The sequence below is a fragment of the Tissierella sp. genome, from assembly GCF_032104385.1.
Classification (GTDB): domain Bacteria; phylum Bacillota; class Clostridia; order Tissierellales; family Tissierellaceae; genus Tissierella.
This window is the reverse complement of the sequence record NZ_DAMCHJ010000010.1, coordinates 60,012-84,280: the sequence shown is the minus strand read 5'-3', so window position 1 is coordinate 84,280 and position 24,269 is coordinate 60,012. Positions and strand designations below refer to the sequence as shown.

Below are 24,269 nucleotides of genomic sequence, written 5' to 3'. Positions count from 1 at the left end.
TAATAATAAGGTAAACAAAAATTACTTTATTTATGCGGGAGTGGCGGAACTGGCAGACGCGCTAGACTTAGGATCTAGTGTCATTGACGTGGGGGTTCAAGTCCTCTTTCCCGCACCATCTTTAAACCAGTGGATTTGTACCATTGGTTTTTTTACTATGTTTTTTAATATATTGTATTGGATATTACTATTTGTTATGTTATAATTTTATGATATAATAGGTTAGTTTAAAGTGGATAAATATATCGTTAAGGAGGAAGTTGTAGATGAAGGCAGTGTTAGGAAACAAAGAAAATAATAAAGTGGATTTTACCATTGAAATATCTGAAGTTGATTTTGAAAAGGAATTACAAAAAGCATATTTAAAAAATAGGGCTAGATTTAATATTCCAGGATTTAGAAAGGGAAAGGTTCCAAGAAAGATTATTGAGATGAACTATGGAGAAGGTATATTCTATGAAGAAGCTATAAACGCGATTTTACCACATGTTTATAGTGATGCAGTTGAAGAATTAGGACTTGAACCAGTTGATCAACCAGTGGTAGATATTGAAGAAATTGAAAAGGGAAAACCTATTTTAGTAAAAATTGAAGTAGCAGTAAAACCAGAGGTAACTCTTGGTGAGTACAAAGGTATAGAAATTGAAAAAGTAGAGTATAATGTTACAGATGAGCATGTAGAAAATGAATTAAAATCAGTTCAAGAAATGAACGGAAGAATAATTGATGCCGGGGATAGAGCGGTAAAAACTGGAGATGTTTTGACAATTGATTATGCTGGATATGTTGATGGGGCACAATTTGATGGTGGAACAGCTGAAGGACAAACACTGGAAATAGGTTCTGGTAGATTTATTCCAGGTTTTGAAGAACAATTAGTGGGTAAGAATAAAGGAGAAGAAGTAGATGTAGCTGTAACATTTCCAGAAGAATATCATGCAGAAGAATTAAAAGGTAAAGAAGCTACTTTCAAAGTGAAAATTCATGAAATAAAGGAAAAAGAATTACCAATAATAGATGATGAATTTGCAAAAGATGTATCTGAATTTGATACTATTGAAGAATATAAAGCCAGTATTAGAGAAAAACTAGAAGAAGAATTTAAAAACAAAGAAAAAGCAGAAAATGAAAACAACTTAATTGAAAAGGTAATAGAAAACTGTCAAGTTGATATACCAGAGGCTATGGTAGATTCTCAATTAGAAAATGAACTAGGAGAATTTGACTATAGGATGAGAATGCAAGGTCTTAACTTAGAACAATACTTACAAATAACTAACTCAACAGAAGAATCTCTAAAGGAACAATTAAAACCTATGGCAGAAAAGAGAGTTAGAGGAGATTTAGTTCTAGAAGCTATTGGTAAGGCTGAAAATATCGAAGTAACAGAAGAAGATATGGATAAAGAATTAGATAAAATGGCAGATTCATATAAACAAGAAGATAAAGAAAAATTTATAAAAGATATGAAAAAAGGCGATTTATCATTTTTAGAAACAGCTATAATAAATCAAAAAGTTATTGATTTATTAGTGGCGAATGCTAAATTGAAATAATTAATGGAGGGATGTAAAATGACTTTAGTTCCTATGGTTATAGAGCAAACCAACAGGGGAGAAAGGTCCTATGATATTTACTCTAGATTATTAAAAGAAAGAATAATATTTTTAGGCAGTGAAGTTAATGATATGACTGCAAATTTAATAGTAGCTCAGTTATTATTTCTTGAAGCAGAAGATCCAGATAAAGATATTCAACTTTATATAAATAGCCCTGGTGGTTCAGTAAGTGCAGGATTTGCTATATTTGACACTATGCAATATATTAAACCAGATGTTTCAACTATATGTATGGGTATGGCTGCTAGTATGGGTGCATTTTTATTGGCAGCAGGTGCAAAAGGTAAGAGATTTGCATTACCAAATGCTGATATTATGATACATCAGCCTTTAGGTGGTGCTAAAGGTCAAGCAGAAGATATAAGAATTCAAGCTGAAAAAATAATTGAAATAAGAGAAAGAATAAATAAGATACTAGCCGAGAGAACTGGTCAGCCATTAGAAAAAGTGTCTAAGGATACAGATAGAGATTATTATATGACAGCTGAAGAAGCTAAAGAATATGGTATAATAGATGAGGTAATATTAAGAAAATAAATTAAGTGAGGTGTCATCGTGGCTAAATATGATGAAAGACAGCTTCGTTGCTCTTTCTGTGGAAAGCCACAGGAACAGGTTAGGAGGCTTATTGCAGGGCCAAATGTTTATATATGTAATGAATGTATAGAGTTATGTCAGGAAATAGTTGAAGAGGAGTTTGTTGATAATCTTGATTATGATATTCAAGATTTACCAAAGCCTGCTATTATAAAAGAAACTCTAGATGATTACGTTATAAAACAAGAGAGGGCCAAAAGGGCTTTAGCTGTAGCAGTTTACAATCATTACAAAAGAATAAATAAAAAACCAACCAAACATAATGACGTGGAGCTCCAAAAAAGTAATATTATTATGTTAGGACCTACAGGTTCTGGTAAAACGTTACTTGCTCAAACTTTAGCGAAGATACTGAATGTACCATTTGCTATAGCAGACGCCACTTCTTTGACAGAAGCCGGATATGTTGGTGAAGATGTTGAAAACATAATATTAAAACTTATTCAAGCAGCGGATTACGATATTGAGAGAGCTGAAAAAGGTATAATATATATAGATGAAATAGATAAAGTAGCTAGAAAGACTGAAAACCCATCTATTACAAGAGATGTTAGTGGTGAAGGGGTGCAACAGGCATTACTTAAGATTTTAGAAGGGACTGTTGCCAATGTTCCACCTCAAGGAGGAAGAAAACATCCGCATCAAGAGTTTATCCAAGTGGATACAACTAATATATTATTTATAGTTGGTGGTGCCTTTGATGGATTAGATAAAATAATTCAAAATCGTGTAGGCAAAAAAGCTATGGGATTTGGAGCGGAGGTATCATCTCAAAAAGATGCTAAAATAGGTGAACTTTTAAAACATTTACAGCCAGAGGATCTTCTTAAATTTGGTTTAATTCCAGAATTTGTTGGAAGATTACCAGTTATAGTAACTTTAGAAGAATTAGATGAAGAAACATTGGTTAAGATTCTTACAGAACCAAGAAATGCTCTTGTAAAACAATATAAAGAGTTGTTTACAATAGATGGAGTGGAGCTTGAATTTGAAGAAGAAGCGCTTCTTGCTATAGCTAAGAAAGCAATTGAAAGAAAGACTGGAGCAAGGGGACTTAGAAGTATAATAGAAGAAAATATGTTAGATATTATGTATGAGATACCTTCAAGGGATGATATAGAGAAATGTGTTATAACTAAGGAAACAATAGAAAACAAGGTAGAGCCTACTTTGGTACTATCAGATAGAAAAAAGAAAAGTAGGTCTAAGAAAACAAGCAACAACGAATCTGCATCTTAAAGGCTCACATTTGTGGGCTTTTATTTGTATTTAGGGATAAAATTGTGCGTATATCGGGAGGATAAAAAAGAATGAACCAGTATAAAATACAAAATAAAACCCTACCACTGATACCTTTAAGAGGAATATCAATATTTCCTCATATGGTTGTTCATTTTGATGTTGGGAGGGAGAAATCTATAAATGCTTTAGAAAATGCTATGTTAGATGATTCATCTATATTTTTATGTACTCAAAAGGATACGAAGATGAATGAACCAACCGTAGATGATTTTTATCATATGGGAACAGTTGTAAAGGTTAAACAAATGTTAAAGTTACCAGGTGGCAGCATCAGAGTTTTAGTTGAAGGTATAAATAGAGGTAGAGTGACTAATGTGGTTCAAGAAGAGCCATTTTTCATAGCAGAAGTTGAAGAATTATTATATGATGAAGAAGATATAGAAAAAGATATAGATTCAGAAGCAGCTATGAGACTTGTAATAAATGACTTTGAAGAATATCTTTCTTTTAATGATAGAATTTCTTCTGATATTTTAATTACTATAATGGATATTGATGATCCGGGAAGATTGGCAGATGTTATAGCATCATATATATATTTAAAAATAGAAGACAATCAAAAGATACTTGAAACAATTGATTTCTATGAAAGATTAGAATTGCTTCATATAATATTACAAGAAGAAATAGAAGTATTGAAAATTGAGGATAAAATAAACCAAAGAGTAAAGAAACAAATAAATAAGGTTCAAAAAGAATATTATCTCAAGGAGCAAATAAAGGCTATACAGAAGGAATTAGGGCAAGATGATGATATTATAGCAGAAGCAGAAGAATACGAGGAAAAGATAGAGAAAATAAAAATGCCTAAGGAAGTAAAAGAAAAGGCACTGAAGGAGGTTGAAAGACTTCTAAAACTATCACCTCATTCACCTGAAACAGGAGTTGTTAGAACTTATTTAGATTGGCTTATAGATTTGCCTTGGGATAAAGAAACAAAAGATAAGATAGATATTAAAAAGTCAAGAGACATATTAAACCAAGATCATTATGGGCTTACAGATGTAAAAGAAAGAATATTGGAATTTATAGCTATAAGAAAGTTAACCAATAGTATAAAAGGGCCTATAATTTGCTTAGTAGGACCTCCTGGAGTTGGTAAGACATCAATAGCTAAATCAATAGCTAAATCTCTCAATAGAAAATTTGTTAGAATGTCTTTAGGTGGAGTAAGAGATGAAGCTGAGATAAGGGGTCATAGGAGAACTTATATTGGTTCTATGCCAGGAGGTATAATTAATTCCATGAAAAAGGCTGGGACTAAAAATCCAGTGTTTCTATTTGATGAAGTTGATAAACTAAGTAGTGATTATAGGGGAGATCCTTCTAGTGCACTGTTAGAAGTATTAGACCCAGAACAAAATACTACATTTACTGATCATTATTTAGATGTGCCCTTTGATTTATCTAAGGTACTATTTATAACTACGGCAAATACAACTGCTACAATACCAGCGCCACTTCTAGATAGGATGGAAGTCATTAGAATATCTGGTTATACAGAGGAAGAAAAGCTACAAATAGCTATAAATCATTTGTTACCAAAGCAATTAAAGGAACATGGCTTAAGTAGTGACAATCTAGTCATATCGGAAGCCGCTATAAGAGGTATAATCAATAATTATACTAGGGAGGCAGGAGTAAGAAATCTAGAAAGAAATATAGCTAATGTTTGTAGAAAGGCAGCTAAAAAGATAGTAGAAAAAAAATTAAAGACTATAAGAATAAATAGTGGGAATCTATCAAATTATCTAGGAATTGAAAAATACAGGTTTGATACTTTATGTGAAGAGAACCAAATTGGTGTAGCCAATGGTTTAGCTTGGACATCCGTTGGAGGAGAAACCCTTTCAGTAGAAGTTAACACAATGAAGGGAACTGGCAAAATTCAATTGACTGGGAAACTAGGAGAAGTCATGAAGGAATCTGCTATGGCAGGTATTAGCTATATTAGAGCTAATTCCAATATATTAGGTATAGAGTCAGATTTTTATAAAGAAATGGATATTCATATTCATGTACCAGAGGGAGCTATACCAAAGGATGGACCATCAGCAGGTATTACTATGGCTACGGCTGTTATTTCTGCATTATCCAATACTCCAATTAGCAGAGAAGTAGCTATGACAGGAGAGATAACATTAAGAGGAAGAGTTTTACCAGTAGGAGGAATTAAAGAGAAGGTATTAGCAGCAAATAGGATGGGCATTAAGAAGGTATTACTACCTATTGAGAATGAAAAGGATTTAGAAGAAATTCCAGATAAGATAAGAAAGAAGATGAGCTTTGTTCTAGTAAGGTCCATGGAGGAAGTATTGGAACACGCATTGTTAAAGAGGAATGATAATGATGAAAATAATTAAATCTGACTTACATGCAATTGCAGTAGGACCAAAACAATATCCACAGGACGAATTTCCAGAAATAGCTTTTGCTGGTAGATCAAATGTTGGCAAGTCATCTTTTATAAATTCTATGATTAATAGGGCAAATTTAGCTAGAACCTCCGGTAAGCCTGGGAAAACAAGGACAATTAATTTCTATATTATCAATGATAGCTTTAGGTTTGTAGACCTTCCAGGTTATGGATATGCCATAGCTTCTAAATCAGAAAAGGAAAAATGGGGGAAGATAATAGAAAAGTATCTTACTGATAGAAAAAATTTAAAAGAGGTTATATTAATTGTAGATATAAGACATGAGCCTACAGAACAGGATTTAATGATGTATCAATGGATTAAGTCTTTTGGTTATACTGGAATAGTTATTGCAACTAAGGCTGATAAAATATCAAAGGGGAATTGGCAAAAACATATAAAGATAATAAAAGATAAACTGGAAATAAAGGATACAAATCTTATTATACCTTATTCATCAGAAAAAAAGATAAACAAGGATAAGGTTTGGCAAAAATTTGAAGAAATTTTAATTTAGATAAGAATTTATATTATTTCCATGAACAATTTTCATCTATTGTGTGTTTATTTATAAAATAAAAACCAGTGGCATTATGCTACTGGTTTTTATGTAGAGAACAATTGACTTATGGTTCCAATTATTCTTTTGAAAATTGATCCTTATCAGCACCACAAACTGGACAAACCCAATCAGCAGGAACATCTTCCCAAGCTGTTCCTGGAGCTACTCCGTTATCTGGATCTCCTTCAGCAGGGTCATATACATAACCACATGGGTCGCATACATATCTATCCATTTACATTCTCCTTTCATTTTGTAATCATATAGATAATACCCAGAAAAACTTATAATAAACCATAAAAATTTTTTGATTAAAATTTTATTTTTACTTACGACATAAATAGGTTATATTGGGAAAAAAGTGGGTAAAATAAAAATATAAGAAATATAATAATATAATTAGATGGAAGTGATGACATTGGATTTTAAATACAGCGGGATAGTATGTTCTGATTTGGATATGATAAAAAAACTTGTGGATGATGTTTTGAAAAAGCTAAATAATATAATAGAGAACAGTGATATAATGTTTGATATAAGATTGATACTTAATGAATTAGTTATCAATGGTGTTTTACATGGGAATGATTGTATTACATCTAAATGTGTTAAACTATCATTAGAAGTAAAGGAAAATATACTAACGATTCAAGTGGAAGATGAAGGAACTGGTATAGATTATGATTTAGAATCCTATGACCCTAGTGATTTAAAATGCTGCGGTAGAGGATTAGTTATTGTCAACGGTCTTTCTGATGAGTTTTATATACAGAAGAACAAGGTTACCGCAATAAAACATATAAATTAGGAGGTGCAGTTATGAAGAAAATATCAATAATGCTACTAGCTGCCGTAGTATTGATTGGTGGATTAGTACCTATTACAGCATATGGAGAAAATGACTATGATAAAAAATTAGAAGAGGGAGTAGTTAAAGTAAAAAAGCTCCTCAATATCTCTGATAAGTATGATATATTTACATCCAATGTAAGTTCATATGATGGAAATACCAATTTTTATTTAAACTGGACGGATTCTACTGGAAAATTAAATAATATTGTTGTTAATATTGATATAGAGGGTAATATTATTTCTTATAATAGCTATTCACCAGTATATAAGGAACCTAATTCAAAATTACCTACATATACAAAGGATGAAGCACAAAAATTAGCTATGGACTTTATAACTAAATTAGATTCAAATATTTCAAATTCAATTAAATTACTTCCTGAGAGATATCTAGAAAATACTATGGATACAGAATACCATTTTAGTTTCAGTCGTTATGTAAATGATATTCAATTTCCTCAAAATTCAGTTAGCATAACCGTAAATAAACATTCTGGAGATATTGAGAGTTATTATGTTGATTGGGATAGAAAATTGGTTTTTCCTTCACCAAATAAGATAATAAATTTAGATAAAGGAAAAGAAGCCTATAGGAAAGAAATTGGTATAAAGCCAATGTATAAGGCAAAGGCTCATTATGGCATTAAGGCGGAGGAAGATATTAATTATTATTTGGCTTATTCTATATTTGAACAAAATAAAGCAATAGATGCTTATACAGGTAAAAAGATAGATATGAACTATTATGGACCTTATTATGGGATAAGTCAAGAAGCAAAGGAAGATAGTTCAGCTGAAAGGGGGATTACTCCTGCAGAGCAAGAATCTATAGGCAAATTATCAGGATTATTAGATCAGAAGTCAGCGGAAAAAAAGGCGAGAGAACTACTAAATATAGACATTGATTATAAATTAGAGAATAAAAATCTTTACGGTGATTTCAAAAATCCAGAAGAATATATTTGGAGTATGTATTTTCATAAAGAGGTATCAAAGGATAAACCTTTGTATATACAGGTTGGGCTAGATGCCAAAACAGGGAAAATATTAAATTTTAATAGTATTGTACATCATGAATTAGATGCTAAGTCAGAAATATCTAAGGATAAAGCTTTAGATATAGCAAAAGAATATATTAAAATAATGGAACCAGCTAAATTTAATGAAATAGAATTAATAGAAGAAAATAGAGAAGATAATCAATTAAACTATAACTTTCAATTTATTAGGAAAAATGGAGAGGTATATGTTGAAAGGGATGGTATTCGTATAGGCGTAGATGGGGTTACTGGAAAGGTGATTTCTTATAATTTAGATTGGTTTAAAGGCAAACTTCCTTTAAAAGATAAACTTATTCCAATGGATAAGGCCTATGATATATTATGGGATAAAATAGGTTTAGAATTAATTTATGTTAAGACTTATGATTATACTAAACTAGAAAATAAAAATTCTGAAATAAAACTAGTATATACATTAAAGCAAAATAAACCTATTATAATTTCTGGTATAACGGGAGAGATATTAGATTACTCAGGGGAACCATATAAGGATATAAAGCCAATATCCTATAAAGATATAAATAACTCATATGCTAAAAATAAAATAATAACTCTAGCTGAATATGGAATTGGTTTCAAAGGAGAAGAATTTAAACCTAAGGATAAAATAAAACAAAAAGACTTTGTATACTTACTTTGGAAATCAATGAATCAATATATAAAAGGTGACGCAAGCGAAAATGATATATATAAAGAGTTCATATCATCTGGTTATATGAAAGAAGCAGAGAAAAATCCAAATAAAATCGTTACAAAGGAAGAGGCAGTTAAATATATTCTTAGAGTAATGAAAATCGATAAAGTAGCTGAAATAGAGGGAATATACAAAGATATGTTTAAAGATGACAGAGATATATCAAAGGATATATAAATATTGCCTACGGACTAAAGATAATTACAGGAGATGGAAAGGGGAATATAAATCCAAAATATGAGTTAAATAGGGAAGATACAGCTAATATGATTTATAATTATATTTTTAATCAGTAATCAATAAACAACAAAAAATCAGGTCTTAAGGGAATAGACCTGATTTTTTATATAAAGCTTAATATTATATTTTGATTTATGATTAAAGTATGGTAAAATGAATTCTGTTAAAGATATATAATGATTTTAAATACGAAAGGATATGTTTTATGAATAGTACAAGAAATGATATAAGAAATATTGCAATAATAGCCCATGTAGACCATGGAAAAACAACATTAGTTGATAGTCTATTAAAGCAATCGGGAGTTTTTAGAGCTAATCAAGTAGTTGAAGACAGAGTAATGGACTCCAATGATATAGAGAAAGAAAGGGGTATAACTATATTAGCTAAGAATACAGCTATATATTATAAAGACTTTAAAATCAATATTATAGATACCCCGGGCCATGCAGACTTTGGCGGTGAAGTAGAGCGTGTGCTTAAAATGGTAAATGGTGTAATATTAGTGGTAGATGCTTTTGAGGGACCAATGCCACAGACTAAATTTGTTTTAAAAAAGGCATTTGAATTAGATTTACCAGTTATAGTCTGTATCAATAAAATTGATAGACCAGAAGCAAGACCAAATGAAGTAATTGATGAAGTATTAGATTTGTTTATTGAATTAGGAGCTAATGAAAAGAATTTAGATTGTCCATTTGTTTTTGCTTCTGCAAAGAAAGGAACAGCTGCTTTAGACTTCAATGATGAAGTAGAAGGTATGGATATATTATTTAAAACCATAATAGATAATATACCGGCTCCAGAGGGAGATATGGAAGGTCCTCTTCAAATGCTTATATCTACCATAGATTATAACGAATATGTTGGTAGAATAGGTATTGGTAAGATAGAGAGGGGTAATATATCTGCTAATCAGGAGGTAATTATAGTAAATAAGGAAGAACCTGAAAAGCAGAACAAGGTAAAGATTGCTAAAGTCTATGAGTTTGAAGGATTAAATAGAAAAGAAGTAGAAACAGCTACAGTAGGTAGTATTATTGCAGTAACAGGTATAGAAGATATTCATATAGGAGATACCATATGTGATATTAATCATATTGAATCCTTGCCATTTGTAAAGATTTCTGAGCCAACTATTGCTATGACATTTTCTGTAAACAATAGTCCCTTTGCAGGTAAAGAAGGGAAATTTATAACTTCAAGACAAATAAGAAACCGATTATTTAAGGAATTACAGACAGATGTAAGTCTTAGGGTGGAAGAAACAGAATCTACAGATGCATTTAAAGTATCAGGTAGAGGGGAATTGCATCTATCGGTTCTAATTGAAAATATGAGAAGAGAAGGATATGAATTTCAAGTATCTAAGCCAGAGGTTCTATTTAAGGAGGAAAATGGCAAAAAAATGGAGCCAATGGAAAGAGTCACTATAGATGTATCTAATGAGTTTGTTGGAGCAGTTATAGAGAAACTAGGGCAAAGAAAAGGAGAACTAGTTAGTATGACTGAATCCAATGGAGGATATGCAAGATTAGAATTTCTTATACCTGCTAGGGGACTTATAGGCTATAGACAAGAATTTATGACAGATACTAGAGGAAATGGAATACTCAATTCTATATTTGATAGTTATGCTATATATAAGGGTGAGATTCCTAAGAGAAAACTAGGTTCTCTAATTTCTTTTGAAACTGGGGAATCTACTGCATATGGACTTCATTCTGCTCAAGAAAGAGGTATATTATTTATTGGAGCTGGAATACCTGTATATACAGGTATGATAGTAGGTTCTAATCCAAAGGGACTAGATATAGATGTAAATGTATGTAGAAAGAAGCAGCAATCTAATGTTAGAGCTTCAGGATCAGATGAAGCTTTAAGACTTTCCCCGCCTAAGGATATGTCATTAGAGGAAGCTTTAGAGTTTATTGAAGACGATGAGTTGATAGAGGTAACTCCACTTAGTTTTAGAATAAGAAAGAAAATATTAGATGGAACTAAGAGGTACAAGGCAAAGAAAAATAATTAAGAATTTAGGGGGATATTATGGAGCTCCTATTGACATCCTATATATGGATATTTAGAAATATATTATGGTTAAATATTTTATTTGCTATATTACTTGTATTTTTTGAAAGAAGAAATCCTACGTCTACATGGTTATGGCTTATGGTTTTGACATTTTTACCTGGTATAGGTTTTATTCTATATTTATTTATTGGTCAAGATTTAAGTAAAAAAAAGCTATTCAAAACCAAAGAACAGGAGGACTATTGTTTTAGAGATTTAGTAATGGTTCAAGAAAAACAAATAGACAAAGATGAATATAGATATAAGGATCCTAATTATATTAAGTATGAAGATTTAATAAAGATGCATTTAATTAGCTCAGAATCATTCTTTACTCAAGATAATAATGTTGAAATATTTTTTGACGGAGAAGATAAGTTTAGAGCATTATTAGAAAGTATAAATAATGCGGAACATTATATTCATCTTCAATATTATATTTTTAAATCCGATGGACTTGGTAAAAAAATAATAGATGCACTATGTAGGAAGGCTCAAGAAGGTGTCGAAGTAAAACTTTTAGTTGATGGTATGGGTGGAAGAAACTTTTCAAGAAAGTATATTAATAGACTTAAAGCATCAGGTGCAGAAATTGGAATGTTTTTTCCACCATTTGTTCCATTTATAAGCTTAAGGATTAATTATAGGAATCATAGAAAGATATGTATAATAGATGGAGAAGAGGCTTTCATAGGAGGATTTAACATTGGAGATGAATATATTGGATTATCAAAGAAGTTTGGATATTGGCGAGATACACATATTAGTATAAAAGGTTCCGCCATTAGCTCCCTTCAATGGAGATTTTTCTTAGACTGGAGATTTGCTACAGGTAAAGAAATAACTAGATGCCAAACTTATATTGGTGAAGAAGCATTGGGTAATACGGGAATACAAATAGTATCTTCGGGGCCAGATTCAAAATGGCCTAGTATAAAAGATGGATATCTAAAGATGATTTCAAATGCAAAAGAAAAAGTTTATATCGAAACACCATATTTTATACCTGATGATAGTATTTTTGAAGCATTAAAGCTTGCTGGATTATCTGGATTAGATGTTAGAGTCATGATACCATGCAAACCAGATCACCCATTTGTTTACTGGGCTAGTATGAGTTATATTGGTGAACTTTTGCAAGCAGGGGTAAAATTTTATACTTATGAAAATGGTTTTCTTCATTCAAAAGTAGTGTTGATGGATGATTTTGTTTCTTCTGTTGGCACAGCAAATTTAGATATTAGAAGCTTTAAATTAAACTTTGAAGTCAATGCATTTTTATATGATGAATCTATAAATTTAAAATTAACAGATAGATTTTTAGATGATTTGCGGTATTGTAAAGAAATAACCATTGAAGAATATAATAACAGAAGTAATATAGTGAAGATAAAAGAGTCTTTTTCTAGACTGTTATCGCCTATTCTTTAATAAAATAATCACCTCTGGAGATAATAATCTAGAGGTGATTATTTTGAAAAATATTAGATGGTATATATTGATTATAGTAATTATATTTGTATTAAGTGGATGTAAATCATATAAAAACCAAGGAGTTAAATTTGAAAAAAAAGATAAAGCACCTAAAGTGCTAGGGGATATTAGCAGTGGAATTCAAGATATACTAAAAGAAGTTGAAGAAATTGAAAGTATATTAGATGGAACTGACTTTGAAGTAAAAAAGGTTGAGTTAAAAAAGGCTGAAGAGGAAGAAAAAGCTAAATTAGAAAAAATCATCGAAATAAAAGATGAAAATAAAGGTTCAGATAATAATCGAAAAACTATGGGTCAAAAAATAGGAAGTGAAAATGAGAAAAAAGCAGAAGATAGTAAGAATAAAGAGCAAAAAAAATATAAGGATAAAGATGAAAAACTCTTAGATAAATGGGAAGAAATAAATAAGAAACTAGAAGAGATTCACAGTAAATGGAATTCCTACGAAATAGAAGGAATGAAAAAAGGTGTAACTTCTGATATAAGTAATAGATTTAAAGATAGTTTAAATGCTTTAACAAGTTCAATTGAGGGTAAGAACATAATAGGAATATATGATTATAGCAGTCAAACCATGTTAAATCTTAGTCCTATATTTGGCTTATATAAAGATGAAATATGGGGGGAGATAAATAAATTGAAATACCTTACTTATCAATCTTATTTAAATACCTTAAAAGGAGATGATTTAAAGACTATTGAATTATTGAAAGGTTCTGAAGAAGATATAAGCAAGATTAGATTGAAGCTTGAAAAAAATGATAGTAAAATAAAGATGTTGGATAAAGTTAATCTATCTATAGAAGATATGAATAAATCGTTAAAAGAAAACAGTATAAAACTAATTAGAATTAAAAAGGACATAATAATAAAAAATCTTGAAGAATTAGGTAAATAACAATAATAAGGGGGAGGAACTATGAAGTCAGAAGCAATTAAAGATTATTATATTGTAAATGGACAGTTAGAAACTACAAGAGATTTAAAAATTTTTGAGAGAATAGAAAAACCACCTATTTATGAAGTAATTAGAATAATAGATGGAGTACCTCTTTTCCTAGAAGATCATTTACAGAGAATGTCAGACTCAGCAAAAATAATAGGATATGATATAGATAGAGATGAAAAAGAAATAAGGAATGATATAAAAACTCTTATCTTAAAGAACAATATAGATAGATTAAATGTAAAACTTTTATCTACAGAAATTGAAGAAAAGAGTAAAGTATTTTTAGTATATAATATTGAGAGTTTTTATCCATCTGAGGAATTTTATAAAAAAGGCATACATACCATACTATTTCATTATGAGAGAAACAATCCTAATGCAAAGGTTTTATTTACTTCATTTAAAGAAAATGTAGCAAGATCATTAAAAGAAAATAATGCATTTGAAGCATTACTTGTAAATAAATCGGGCTATATAGCTGAAGGAAGTCGTTCAAATATGTTTTTTGTAAAAGAAGATAAAGTATATACGGCTAAGGCATCTGATGTATTAATAGGTATTACGAGAAAGCATATTTTTGAAGTGTGTAATAATCTAAATATTAAGATAATAGAAGAAAGTATTCATATAGATGATTTAGATAAGTTAGATGGAGGATTTATGTCTGGAACATCCGTAAATGTATTGCCTATTTCAACAATTGATAATATAGAATTAGATTCTATAAATAATAAGATAATAAGAGAAATAAATAGTGCTTATATAAGAGAGATGGAGAAGTATATTTTAAAGCATAAGAATAAATGGATATAATTCAATTCATAAATAAAAATTAACAAATCCTTCGTTACAACTATAATATTTTTAGTAGTTTTATTGTAACGAAGGATTTTATTTTACATTTCTTGTACTAATTCTATTATTTTTAATATAGTGTCTACTGATCTTTCCATGGAAAATGTTGGGATATATTCAAATTTTCCATGGAAATTATGTCCGCCAGTAAAAAGATTTGGGCAAGGTAATCCCATATAAGAAAGTCTAGAACCGTCAGTTCCACCTCTAATAGGTTTGATTAGAGGTTCAATATTTAATTCTTCCATAGCCTTCTTAGCAATATCTACTATATACATAACTGGTTCGATTTTTTCTTTCATATTATAGTATGAATCAATTATTTCCAAAGTAATAATATCTCCATATTTATAGTTTAAGAATTCTATAACTTTTGTTAAGGTTTCTTTTTTTATTTGGAACTTTTCCATAGAATGATCCCTAATAATATATGAAATCTCTGTTTTTTCAACGGAACCATTGAAATCTTTTATATGATAAAACCCTTCATATCCTTCAGTATATTCAGGTCTTTCATTTATAGGAAGCATGGAATTAAGTTCAGTAGCTATTAAGATAGAGTTAAGCATTTTATTTTTAGCTGTGCCTGGATGAACATTTCTACCTTGAATAAAAATATTTGCTGTTGCTGCATTAAAGTTTTCATATTCTAATTCACCTACTGGTCCGCCGTCTACAGTATAAGCAAAATCTGCATCAAATTTCTTTACATCAAAGCAATCTGCTCCACGACCAATTTCTTCATCTGGAGTAAAACCAATTTTTATAGTACCATGAGGAATATGAGGATTTTCAATTAGATATTCTACTGCTGTTATTATCTCAGCTATTCCTGCTTTATCATCGGCTCCTAATAAAGTGGTTCCATCAGTGGTAATTAAATCTTTACCTACATAGTTTTTTAAATCTGGAAAATCTTTTACCGACATAATAATATTCTTTTCGTCATTTAAAACTATGTTCTTACCATCATAATTAGATATAATTTTGGGATTTACATTTTTACCAGACATATCTTCAGTGGTATCCATATGGGCTATAAATCCTATAGTTGGAACATTTTTATCGATATTTGAAGGTAAAGTGGCTATTATATATCCGTTTTCATCTACAGATACATTAGCTAGTCCAATTTCCTCTAATTCTTTACCTAAGATTTTGGCGAATTCAAATTGATTAGATGTACTAGGTATTGAAGCAGAACTTTCATCTGAAGTTGTTTCATATTTAACATATTGTAGAAACCTATTAATTAATTTATTCATCATATTACCCCCTATATTTATTTTGCATTAGCTATATTATACAACATAAAAAATAATATATTGGAGAAATTTGTAGAAAAAATAAAAAAAATTTAACTTTACTTCACATGGCTAAATGTTATAATATTTGTTGGGCAAAATATATATTAAGTTTATAAATGAAACAATCGGGTATATTACAATAAAGTGATAAATCGGAGATGCATTTTAACCAGCCTTATATAAAAGAAAAGAAAGGTAAAGGGGAGAGATATGATTGAAAAGTGGTGTGAGAAAAATATAAAAAGAGAAATTCAAATCAAGCGAGAAGAACTAAATAAAATACTTTTAGAAGGGTTAGATAAGGATAAGATTTTAAGATTTAGTCAAGAATTGGATTTGCTAATAAATAAATATTATTCATTGTATATACAAGATAAAAAACAGCAGATTGTATGAATCTGCTGTTTTTTATCCCAGAGTTACATCTAATATCATCATAACAATAAATCCAATGATTACTCCATAAGTGGCTTCTCTTTCATATCCATTATTATGGGTTTCAGGTATTATTTCATCAGATATAACAAATAACATTGCGCCAGCTGCAAATGCTAATATAAAGGGAAGTATAGGTTTAAATATAGATACAAGACCAATTCCCAACAATCCTCCAATAGGTTCTACTAAGCCTGTTAATAATGCAATTAAAAAAGCTTTTTTAACATCATATTTTTCTCTCACTAAAGCTAAAGCTACAGCTAAACCTTCTGGCATATTCTGAAGACCTATACCAAGAGCAATGGATAAACCATTTTTTATATTATCATCACCAAATCCAACACCTACAGCTAAGCCTTCAGGAAAGTTATGTAGAGTTATTGCAATGATAAACAGCCAAATTTTCTTTAAAGATGTACTGGCATTACCTTCTTTCCTTTTATCTAACAGATGAACGTGGGGAGAGTATTTATCTGTTAAGTCTAGAAAAATGGAACCTGCTAAGATACCTAACCCGGTTATAAGTGCACCTTTTAAGCCTCCACCTGAAGCTTCTAAACTAGGTATTATAAGAGAAAAAGAGGTGGCAGCTAGCATTACACCAGCAGCAAATCCAAGTAAGCTATCTAACATTTTTTCTGAAATATTTCTAGTAAAAAATATAGGTATTGCACCTATACCTGTCATTAGACCAGCTACTGTACTAGCAAGTATACCTAATATAAAAGTATTTTCTAATATATTCATTATCAAACCTCCTTTTATATTAAGTATAAGAATGTATATTTCTTAAGTCAAGGTCTAAACTAAAAAAGGGATGCCTACAAATAAAACAATAATTAAAATTAATATTGCAATTATCCAGAATAAAGTTTTTTTCTTGATAAAGAATAATTTCATAAAGTTCAACTCCTTAAAGTAATAGTATTATAATCTATTTAAAAAATAAAAAATATATACCATTATTTTTATTTTACTGTTAATTCTATTGGTATAATGTTGTATAATATTAGGTGGGAAAGGGAGGGAATAAAATGACTGTAAAAATATTAAGTGATAGTGCTTGTGATTTATCAAAAGAAATAATAGAAGAATATAATATAGAAATTTTGCCTATTATTGTAATAAATGATAATAAGGAATATTTAGATAATATTACTATAACTCCAAAAAAAGTATATGAAGACATGAGAAACGGTCAAGTGTATAAAACGGCACAAATACCACCGAATGTATTTAAAGACAAATTTACAGAATATGCAAAGAATGGGGACAGTGTAATTTATATAGGATTTTCATCAGGATTATCAGGAACATATCAAACCTCATTGATTATAAAGGAATCAATAATTGAAGAATATCCCAATTTTGATTTAGATATAGTAGATACAAAGGCAGCTTCAGGTGGTTTTGGTCTTATTGTGTTACAGGCTGCAAAATTGGCAAAGGAAGGTAAAACAAAAGAAGAAATATTAAAAGCAGTTGAATTTTATAAAGAAAATATAGAACATATATTTACGGTTGATGATATAGAATATTTATTTAGAGGTGGAAGAGTATCAAGAATGCAGGCATTTGTGGGTGGTTTATTAAATATTAAACCGGTACTCCATGTGGAAGATGGGAAACTAATTCCATTAGAAAAGGTAAGAGGCAGACATAAAGTATTTAAATGTATGCTGGATATAATGGAAGAAAGAACAAAAAATGCTAATTTAAGAGAGCAAATAATTTGTATAACTCATGGTGACGATTTGAAAGGGGCATTGAAACTTAAAGAATTAATCATAGAAAGATTTGGAGCTAAGGCTTTTATCATAAATATGATAGGTGCATCAATAGGTGCTCATTCTGGTCCAGGTACAATAGCACTGTTCTTTTTAAGAGAAAATTATATAGAATAAAAGATAAGAGCTAAATAATAGAAAAAGATTTCTTTTATTTAGCCTTTTTTTAATAAAACTATAGACAAATATAAATTAAGGTAGTATAATAAAAGATGTTGAAAAAAACATATGCACCTTTAGCTCAGATGGTAGAGCAACTGACTCTTAATCAGTGGGTCCAGGGTTCGAGTCCCTGAAGGTGCACCAAAGGTTAAGAGCCCTGTAAAATACAAGGTTCTTATTTTATTTTTTGAAGTGTTTAATTTGTCTACTTAGAGGAATATAGAAAAAGAAGATAGTATAAAGTTTTCTAATTAATTAAGAACCTTTATATTTAACTTATCTTTAATTTCTGTAACAGTATAAGTTTGTTGAACTTTAAATCTAATAAGATCCAATTCAGCAGATTCTAAAGCTTTATTAACAAAATCATCTCTAGAAATTCTATCATCTTTAAGATGGCTACTGTCATCAAGTTCTATTGCCAACAGTGGAACTAAAGAGTCTTTATCACATAATAAAAAGTCTATATGTTTAGATTGAATTTTATTAAAATAAGATTGTCTCTTATCAGTTTTTCCGACTACAATAATATCAGCTAATCTAACTTTTGGGCATATATAATATTCAGTGTCTTTAATGACCAAGGATAGAACATCATAAAAATTCTTTTCAGCCACTGACAATAAGTATTTTTTCTTTTCATAAGGATAAATATCATCAGAAGTATCTGACTTAGTATTCTTATTCTTTAGAATGGTAGTAAGAAATGATATTATAATACCAATTCCAACTATAGGAAATAAAGCTTTAAACATAAAAATCCCCCCTGTATTTTTTAAAATTATTATAACATAGGAGATTAGTTAAATATAGTCATAAATATATAAAAGCATCGTTTTATATATAAGATATATATCATTAATTCTTAATCAGAAGGGGTGTCAAAGAATAAGAACTCTGTAGTGAAGTCCAAGGTTCTTATTTTGCTTTTTAATCAATTTTTAAGATAAAACCTAATTGTTATTTTAAAAAATCTAGATTCATTAAGATAGGTACAGTAACTTTAGAACAAGAATTTAATTTTTTAGACTTAAAAAATCATATTTATTATGGGTTTTTGTTTTAATATTTTGAAACTATCTTTAGACTTATATTTGCCATAAACCTTATCTATATTGTATAATACAAGTATAGATTACCTGGAGGGAATATAATGGAAAACAATAGTTATCTAACCGAGATGGAATATGTAGATGCCATAATGATAGTCGATAGGCATGGAAGAATAGTATATTCTGTAAGATATAATCCGAGATTTGATAGCAATGTTTGTGAAGATGATTTTGAAAACATTATAAATAGAAATTTTCTAGAAGTGTATCCAGATATTAATCCTAAAGATAGTACCATGATTAAATGTATAAATGAAGGGAGAGCTTTTTATTTACCTCAACAGGTATTTAGTGATTATAAAGGCAGAATAATAAATACTCAAAATCTTACAATACCAATAATAAGAAGTGGTAAGATTCTTGGGGCAATAGAATTATCTAAAGATATAACTAAAATTGAAGAACAAATTAAAAATAAAATAAATTTTTCAAAAAGCGTTTTATTTAAAGAAAAGGTTCAAAAAGATGCAATATATACTTTTGAAGATATAATAACATCCAATAAAGAAATGCTACATAATATAGAAAGGGCAAAGATTATATCAAATAATCAATCATCAGTCATAGTCTATGGAGAAACAGGAACAGGTAAAGAGTTATATGTTCAAGCCATACATAATTATAGTAATAGAAGAAATAAACCTTTTATAGTACAAAACTGTGCTGCTTTGCCAGAAAATCTATTTGAATCCATATTATTTGGTTCAGTTAAGGGAGCCTTTACTGGAGCAGTAGATAAACCAGGATTATTTGAGGAAGCACATGGAGGAACACTATTCTTAGATGAGATAAATTCTATGCCATTAAACCTTCAAGCTAAACTCCTAAGAGTATTACAAGATGGTAGAGTTCGTAGAGTAGGGGGAAATAAGGAAAAGGAAGTAGATGTACGAATAATTTCAGCAATGAATATAGAACCAATTAAAGCTATGGAATTAGGTCAAATTCGGGAGGATTTATTCTATAGATTATCCGTAGTAAATATAAAATTATTACCTTTGAGAAATAGAAGAGAAGATATAATGTTATATGTAGACTATTTCATCAATATTTATAATAAAAAATATAATAAGGAAATAACAGGAGTATCTGATGAAGTAAAAAGGTTATTTTTTAATTATAGCTGGCCTGGTAATGTAAGGGAGTTGCAACATATAATAGAATCCTCCATTAATTTTGTTAAAGAAGGAGATATAAAGCTAATTCATTTGCCAGTATATTTGAACGACAAGATAAATGGAGATAATATAAAAGAAAATGAATATAGTTACAATATTGGTTGTTCTAAATCCTTAGATGAAGTCCTAGAGGGAATAGAGAAACAAATGATATTTAAAGCATTAGAAGAAACTAATGGAAATATAACCCAGGCAGCATCATTGCTCAAAATAACTAGACAAAGATTACATTATAAATTAGATAAATATAGAATAGAATTAATATAATGTTAAATAAATAGCAAAAAAACTTTCACAAGATGACAGATTTCTGTCATCTTGTGAAAGTTTTTTTATGTTGAAATGATAAAAATAGCTCTAAAAACTACTGGCATGAATTTTGCAAATATTTAAGATAGTAGATAATCAAGTAAAAGAATGGAGGTAAACCGATGGAGTTGACTTTAAGAAAAATCAATGTAAGAGAAATTGCTTTTGGTTCAACCACAAAAATAAATAATGGAGTTTTAACAATATCTAAAAACGAGATAAAAAACTTGATATTGGAAGATGAAAGAATATCAGAAGTAAAGATAGATATAGCCAGACCAGGAGAATCCATAAGGATTATACCTGTTAAAGATGTTATAGAACCTAGAGCTAAATTAAATGGAGATGCTTTCCCAGGAATAGATGGTGCAATTGAAGATGTTGGTAGAGGTATTACCTATGTGTTAAAAAATTGTGCAGTAATTACTACAGGACCCATAGTAGGATTTCAAGAGGGGATAATTGATATGAAAGGTCCTTTGACCCAGTATACTCCATTTTCAAAATTAAACAACCTTGTCCTTAATATAAAGAAGAAACCTGAAGTAAGTCCCCATGAACATGAAGAAGCAGTGAGAGTTGGGGGAATAAAGGTTGCCCATTATATTGGAAAGAAAGCTTTGGAGTCTGATTATGATGAAGAAGACACTTATACTTGGAATAACCTAGGGATAAAATCACAAGAATACCCTCATTTACCAAAGGTAGCATATGTTTATCAATGTGTAGGTCAAGGTCTATTACATGATACATATTTTTATGGAAAAGACACTAAGACTATGGTATCAACAATGGTTAATCCTTTAGAAATATTTGATGGGGCATTAGTAAGCGGTAACTGTGTATCAGCAGGTTCTAAAACTACAACATATCATCATCAAAATAATGCCATAATTAATGAATGCTTTAAAAGGCATGGAAAAGAAATCAACTTTATAGGAGTAGTTTTAAGTCCTATGACCACATTCCTATCAGATAAATATAGAAATGCAATAATTACAGCTAGAACCATAGAAATGCTTGGAGCAGACGGAGTGATTCAGTCTCAAGAAGGATTTGGGAATCCAACAACTGATTTAATGATGATATGTAAAAGACTTGAAAATAAAGGGATCAAAACAGTCCTTATAAGTAATGAAGATGCAGGGGTAGACGGTAAATCTGAATCCTTACCAGATGGAACTATTGAAGCTAACGCCATGGTGTCTACAGGAAATAGTAATGCAACAATAAGGATACCAAAGCTGGATATTATACTGGGAGATTTAGATGCTCTAGAGCATGTTACAGGAGGTTTTCAAGGTTCAAGACAAGAAGATGGGTCTTTAATTATAGAAGTCCATGGTATAATAGGCAGTCACAATTTACAGGGATTTAGTAATTTATCAGCAGTAACAATTTAGGGGGTGAAATAATGAAAAAAATATTATTTTATACTAATCAATTTTTTGGACAAATCGGAGGAGAAGATAAAGCAAATATTCCACCACAAATAAAAGAAGGTGCAGTTGGTTCTGCAAATATATTTAAGGCTTTAAATGGAGAAGTAGTAGCAACTATAATTTGTGGAGATAACTACTATGCTGAAAATATAGAAGAAGCAAGAAAATTTATATCGGAACAAATAGATAAGTTAGAGCCAGATATGGTAATGGCAGGACCAGCATTTAATGCAGGAAGGTTTGGTATAGCTTGTGGTGATATATGTAGTTTTGTTAAGGAAAAATACGGCATAGATACCATAACTGGAATGTACATTGAAAATCCAGCAGTTGAAATATATAAAAGCAATACTTATATAATAGAAACCAGTAATTCGGCAGCCGGAATTAGAAAAGCAGTACCCAAAATGGTAGAGTTAGCCAATAAAATACTAAATAGAGAACCTATTGGCTTACCAGAGGATGAAGGATATATACCTAAGGGAGTAAGAATAAATGTATTTTATGAAAAAACTGGTGCGGAAAGAGCATTAGATATGCTAGTTAAAAAGTTAAAGGGAGAAAAGTTTAGGACTGAAATTCCTATACCCACTTACAACACTATTATTCCAGCCGAACCAATAGCTGATATAAAAAAGGCAAAAATTGCTTTACTAACTACTAGTGCATTAGTACCCTTGAATAATCCAGATCATTTACCAGCTGCTACTGCAAAGTTTTATAAAAAGTATCCAATAGGTGGAATAGAAGAGTTTAAAGAAGGAGAATTTGAATCGGTTCACGCAGGATTTGATCCAGTGTATGCAAATCATAATCCAAATAGATTATTACCCTTAGATTTACTAAAAGAATTAGAAAAGGAAGGAGGGATAGGTAGTTTATATGAGTATTATTTTGTAACAACGGGTAACTCAACATCAGTAGCAGATGCAACAAGAATGGGGAAGGAGATAGCACAGGAATTATTAGATGCAGGAATAGATGGAGCAATTATGACTTCAACATGAGGTACATGTACACGTTGCGGTGCAACAATAGTAAAAGAAGTAGAGAATGTAGGTATTCCAGCAGCACATATATGTACAGTAACACCTATATCTAAAACAGTTGGAGCAATAAGGATAGTGCCAGCAATTGCTATACCATATCCTGTGGGAAATCCTAATGAAACAAAAGAAAAGGAAAGAGAAATAAGGTTAAAAGTAGTAAAAAAAGCTATGGACTTATTACAAGAAAAATTTTAAGGGGGAAATAAAATGAAAGTTGCAGTATTAGGTTCTGGCAATGGTGGATCTGCTGTAGCATTTGATTGGGCAAAAGCAGGGAATCAAGTATATTTATATGATTTTGAACAGTTTTCATCTAATATTGATGCTATTAATGAAAAAGGTGGAATTACCAGTTCGGGCATGTTAGAAGGATTTCAAAAATTAGCATATGCAGGTCATGATTTGGAAAAAACTTTAAAAGATGCAAAATTAATATTTGTAGTAGGACCAGCTTATAGTACAGAACCTTTTGGAAAGGCTGTAAAACCTTATTTAGAAAAGGGTCAAACCTTTATCATATGTCCAAGTTCCTGTGGTGGTAGTATTGTATTTAAAAATGCATTAGGACTAAGCTTAGAAAATGAAGATTACTTTATTGCAGAAACAAGTACTTTACCATATGCAGTAAGAATCAATGGTTCAGCGAGTATAAATGTGTTTTTAAAATTAAAAGATGGAGTATTTATAGCAGCCTTGCCTGCTAAAAATACAGCTAAGGTTTATGAATTAGTTAAAGAAGTGTATCCAGCTTTAATTCCAGCAAAAAATGT

General features: G+C 30.1%; 22 protein-coding genes and 2 tRNA genes. 20 read left to right on the top strand and 4 right to left on the bottom strand.

From position 1 onward, the window contains the following. Positions 1–34: 34 nt before the first annotated feature. The 6 genes from RT714_RS10970 (at position 35) to yihA (ending at position 6,452) form a co-directional block, all read left to right on the top strand. Positions 35–118, top strand: a tRNA-Leu gene (locus RT714_RS10970). Between the two features lie 148 nt (positions 119–266). Then, the gene (gene tig / locus RT714_RS10965; protein ID WP_313757617.1) at positions 267–1,556 is read left to right on the top strand and encodes a trigger factor; all 1,290 of its coding nucleotides are present in this window, start codon (positions 267–269) and stop codon (positions 1,554–1,556) included. Between the two features lie 18 nt (positions 1,557–1,574). Next, positions 1,575–2,156, top strand: a complete 582-nt coding sequence (gene clpP, locus RT714_RS10960) for an ATP-dependent Clp endopeptidase proteolytic subunit ClpP (protein ID WP_313757615.1) — start codon at positions 1,575–1,577, stop codon at positions 2,154–2,156. Between the two features lie 18 nt (positions 2,157–2,174). Further along, positions 2,175–3,455: an ATP-dependent Clp protease ATP-binding subunit ClpX gene (gene clpX, locus RT714_RS10955; RefSeq protein ID WP_313757613.1), complete on the top strand. Its 1,281-nt coding sequence runs from the start codon at positions 2,175–2,177 to the stop codon at positions 3,453–3,455. Positions 3,456–3,526: 71 nt separating this feature from the next. Next, positions 3,527–5,881, top strand: a complete 2,355-nt coding sequence (gene lon, locus RT714_RS10950; RefSeq protein ID WP_313757611.1) for an endopeptidase La — start codon at positions 3,527–3,529, stop codon at positions 5,879–5,881. Then, positions 5,868–6,452 carry a ribosome biogenesis GTP-binding protein YihA/YsxC gene (gene yihA / locus RT714_RS10945; protein WP_313757680.1) on the top strand — a complete coding sequence of 195 codons (585 nt, stop codon included), beginning with the start codon at positions 5,868–5,870 and terminating at the stop codon, positions 6,450–6,452. The genes lon and yihA overlap by 14 nt, the downstream gene beginning before the upstream one ends. 121 nt (positions 6,453–6,573) lie before the next feature. Here the strand turns inward: yihA and rd are convergent, their stop codons facing one another. Further along, on the bottom strand, positions 6,574–6,732 hold the full coding sequence (gene rd / locus RT714_RS10940) for a rubredoxin (protein WP_072975420.1): 159 nt from the start codon (positions 6,730–6,732) through the stop codon (positions 6,574–6,576). A 168-nt stretch (positions 6,733–6,900) separates the two neighbouring features. Here rd and RT714_RS10935 point away from each other — a divergent pair, with 168 nt between their 5' ends. The 7 genes from RT714_RS10935 (at position 6,901) to RT714_RS10910 (ending at position 14,673) form a co-directional block, all read left to right on the top strand. Further along, positions 6,901–7,305: an ATP-binding protein gene (locus RT714_RS10935; RefSeq protein ID WP_313757610.1), complete on the top strand. Its 405-nt coding sequence runs from the start codon at positions 6,901–6,903 to the stop codon at positions 7,303–7,305. A gap of 11 nt (positions 7,306–7,316) precedes the next feature. Further along, positions 7,317–9,281 carry a YcdB/YcdC domain-containing protein gene (locus RT714_RS10930; protein WP_313757608.1) on the top strand — a complete coding sequence of 655 codons (1,965 nt, stop codon included), beginning with the start codon at positions 7,317–7,319 and terminating at the stop codon, positions 9,279–9,281. Beyond that, positions 9,266–9,400 carry an S-layer homology domain-containing protein gene (locus tag RT714_RS15965; RefSeq protein ID WP_399326722.1) on the top strand — a complete coding sequence of 45 codons (135 nt, stop codon included), beginning with the start codon at positions 9,266–9,268 and terminating at the stop codon, positions 9,398–9,400. The genes RT714_RS10930 and RT714_RS15965 overlap by 16 nt, the downstream gene beginning before the upstream one ends. Before the next feature lie 149 nt (positions 9,401–9,549). Beyond that, a complete protein-coding gene (typA, locus tag RT714_RS10925) occupies positions 9,550–11,376 on the top strand; it encodes a translational GTPase TypA (RefSeq protein ID WP_313757606.1) in 1,827 nt (608 codons plus the stop codon). Positions 11,377–11,393: 17 nt separating this feature from the next. Further along, positions 11,394–12,848 (top strand): cardiolipin synthase, encoded by a 1,455-nt coding sequence (cls, locus tag RT714_RS10920; protein WP_313757605.1) that lies wholly within the window; start codon positions 11,394–11,396, stop codon positions 12,846–12,848. Positions 12,849–12,891: 43 nt separating this feature from the next. Further along, positions 12,892–13,809 (top strand): hypothetical protein, encoded by a 918-nt coding sequence (locus RT714_RS10915; RefSeq protein ID WP_313757603.1) that lies wholly within the window; start codon positions 12,892–12,894, stop codon positions 13,807–13,809. A 21-nt stretch (positions 13,810–13,830) separates the two neighbouring features. Next, a complete protein-coding gene (locus RT714_RS10910; RefSeq protein WP_313757601.1) occupies positions 13,831–14,673 on the top strand; it encodes an aminotransferase class IV in 843 nt (280 codons plus the stop codon). A gap of 83 nt (positions 14,674–14,756) precedes the next feature. Here the strand turns inward: RT714_RS10910 and pepT are convergent, their stop codons facing one another. Next, a complete protein-coding gene (gene pepT / locus RT714_RS10905) occupies positions 14,757–15,980 on the bottom strand; it encodes a peptidase T (RefSeq protein WP_313757600.1) in 1,224 nt (407 codons plus the stop codon). 252 nt (positions 15,981–16,232) lie between these two features. On the opposite strand from pepT, the gene RT714_RS10900 reads away from it, so the two are divergent. After that, positions 16,233–16,418, top strand: coding sequence for an aspartyl-phosphate phosphatase Spo0E family protein (locus tag RT714_RS10900; RefSeq protein WP_313757599.1), 186 nt, complete (start codon positions 16,233–16,235; stop codon positions 16,416–16,418). 12 nt (positions 16,419–16,430) lie between these two features. Here RT714_RS10900 and RT714_RS10895 read toward each other — a convergent pair whose 3' ends face one another. Next, positions 16,431–17,207, bottom strand: a complete 777-nt coding sequence (locus RT714_RS10895) for a ZIP family metal transporter (RefSeq protein ID WP_399326686.1) — start codon at positions 17,205–17,207, stop codon at positions 16,431–16,433. A gap of 287 nt (positions 17,208–17,494) precedes the next feature. On the opposite strand from RT714_RS10895, the gene RT714_RS10890 reads away from it, so the two are divergent. Both RT714_RS10890 and RT714_RS10885 read left to right on the top strand, forming a co-directional pair. After that, the gene (locus RT714_RS10890) at positions 17,495–18,364 is read left to right on the top strand and encodes a DegV family protein (protein ID WP_313757595.1); all 870 of its coding nucleotides are present in this window, start codon (positions 17,495–17,497) and stop codon (positions 18,362–18,364) included. A gap of 113 nt (positions 18,365–18,477) precedes the next feature. Next, positions 18,478–18,553, top strand: a tRNA-Lys gene (locus RT714_RS10885). Positions 18,554–18,660: 107 nt separating this feature from the next. Here the strand turns inward: RT714_RS10885 and RT714_RS10880 are convergent. Further along, the gene (locus RT714_RS10880) at positions 18,661–19,164 is read right to left on the bottom strand and encodes a DUF2726 domain-containing protein (protein ID WP_313757594.1); all 504 of its coding nucleotides are present in this window, start codon (positions 19,162–19,164) and stop codon (positions 18,661–18,663) included. 398 nt (positions 19,165–19,562) lie between these two features. Between RT714_RS10880 and RT714_RS10875 the strand changes: the two genes are divergently transcribed. The 4 genes from RT714_RS10875 to RT714_RS10860 form a co-directional block, all read left to right on the top strand. Further along, positions 19,563–20,966, top strand: a complete 1,404-nt coding sequence (locus RT714_RS10875) for a sigma 54-interacting transcriptional regulator (RefSeq protein ID WP_313757593.1) — start codon at positions 19,563–19,565, stop codon at positions 20,964–20,966. A 164-nt stretch (positions 20,967–21,130) separates the two neighbouring features. Beyond that, on the top strand, positions 21,131–22,411 hold the full coding sequence (locus RT714_RS10870; protein WP_313757592.1) for a glycine/sarcosine/betaine reductase component B subunit: 1,281 nt from the start codon (positions 21,131–21,133) through the stop codon (positions 22,409–22,411). A gap of 11 nt (positions 22,412–22,422) precedes the next feature. Further along, positions 22,423–23,694 carry a glycine/betaine/sarcosine/D-proline family reductase selenoprotein B gene (locus tag RT714_RS10865; protein WP_313757591.1) on the top strand — a complete coding sequence of 424 codons (1,272 nt, stop codon included), beginning with the start codon at positions 22,423–22,425 and terminating at the stop codon, positions 23,692–23,694. A 12-nt stretch (positions 23,695–23,706) separates the two neighbouring features. Continuing rightward, positions 23,707–24,269 (top strand): 2-dehydropantoate 2-reductase N-terminal domain-containing protein (locus RT714_RS10860; protein WP_313757590.1); only part of this gene is annotated, 563 nt, incomplete at its 3' end.

Coding starts and splice junctions, on each gene's coding strand:
- tig (WP_313757617.1), top strand. CDS start 267: ATGAAGGCAGTGTTAGGAAACAAAGAAAATAATAAAGTGGATTTTACC.
- clpP (WP_313757615.1), top strand. CDS start 1,575: ATGACTTTAGTTCCTATGGTTATAGAGCAAACCAACAGGGGAGAAAGG.
- lon (WP_313757611.1), top strand. CDS start 3,527: ATGAACCAGTATAAAATACAAAATAAAACCCTACCACTGATACCTTTA.
- yihA (WP_313757680.1), top strand. CDS start 5,868: ATGAAAATAATTAAATCTGACTTACATGCAATTGCAGTAGGACCAAAA.
- rd (WP_072975420.1), bottom strand. CDS start 6,732: ATGGATAGATATGTATGCGACCCATGTGGTTATGTATATGACCCTGCT.
- RT714_RS10935 (WP_313757610.1), top strand. CDS start 6,901: ATGGAAGTGATGACATTGGATTTTAAATACAGCGGGATAGTATGTTCT.
- RT714_RS10930 (WP_313757608.1), top strand. CDS start 7,317: ATGAAGAAAATATCAATAATGCTACTAGCTGCCGTAGTATTGATTGGT.
- typA (WP_313757606.1), top strand. CDS start 9,550: ATGAATAGTACAAGAAATGATATAAGAAATATTGCAATAATAGCCCAT.
- cls (WP_313757605.1), top strand. CDS start 11,394: ATGGAGCTCCTATTGACATCCTATATATGGATATTTAGAAATATATTA.
- RT714_RS10910 (WP_313757601.1), top strand. CDS start 13,831: ATGAAGTCAGAAGCAATTAAAGATTATTATATTGTAAATGGACAGTTA.
- pepT (WP_313757600.1), bottom strand. CDS start 15,980: ATGAATAAATTAATTAATAGGTTTCTACAATATGTTAAATATGAAACA.
- RT714_RS10900 (WP_313757599.1), top strand. CDS start 16,233: ATGATTGAAAAGTGGTGTGAGAAAAATATAAAAAGAGAAATTCAAATC.
- RT714_RS10895 (WP_399326686.1), bottom strand. CDS start 17,207: ATGAATATATTAGAAAATACTTTTATATTAGGTATACTTGCTAGTACA.
- RT714_RS10890 (WP_313757595.1), top strand. CDS start 17,495: ATGACTGTAAAAATATTAAGTGATAGTGCTTGTGATTTATCAAAAGAA.
- RT714_RS10880 (WP_313757594.1), bottom strand. CDS start 19,164: ATGTTTAAAGCTTTATTTCCTATAGTTGGAATTGGTATTATAATATCA.
- RT714_RS10875 (WP_313757593.1), top strand. CDS start 19,563: ATGGAAAACAATAGTTATCTAACCGAGATGGAATATGTAGATGCCATA.
- RT714_RS10870 (WP_313757592.1), top strand. CDS start 21,131: ATGGAGTTGACTTTAAGAAAAATCAATGTAAGAGAAATTGCTTTTGGT.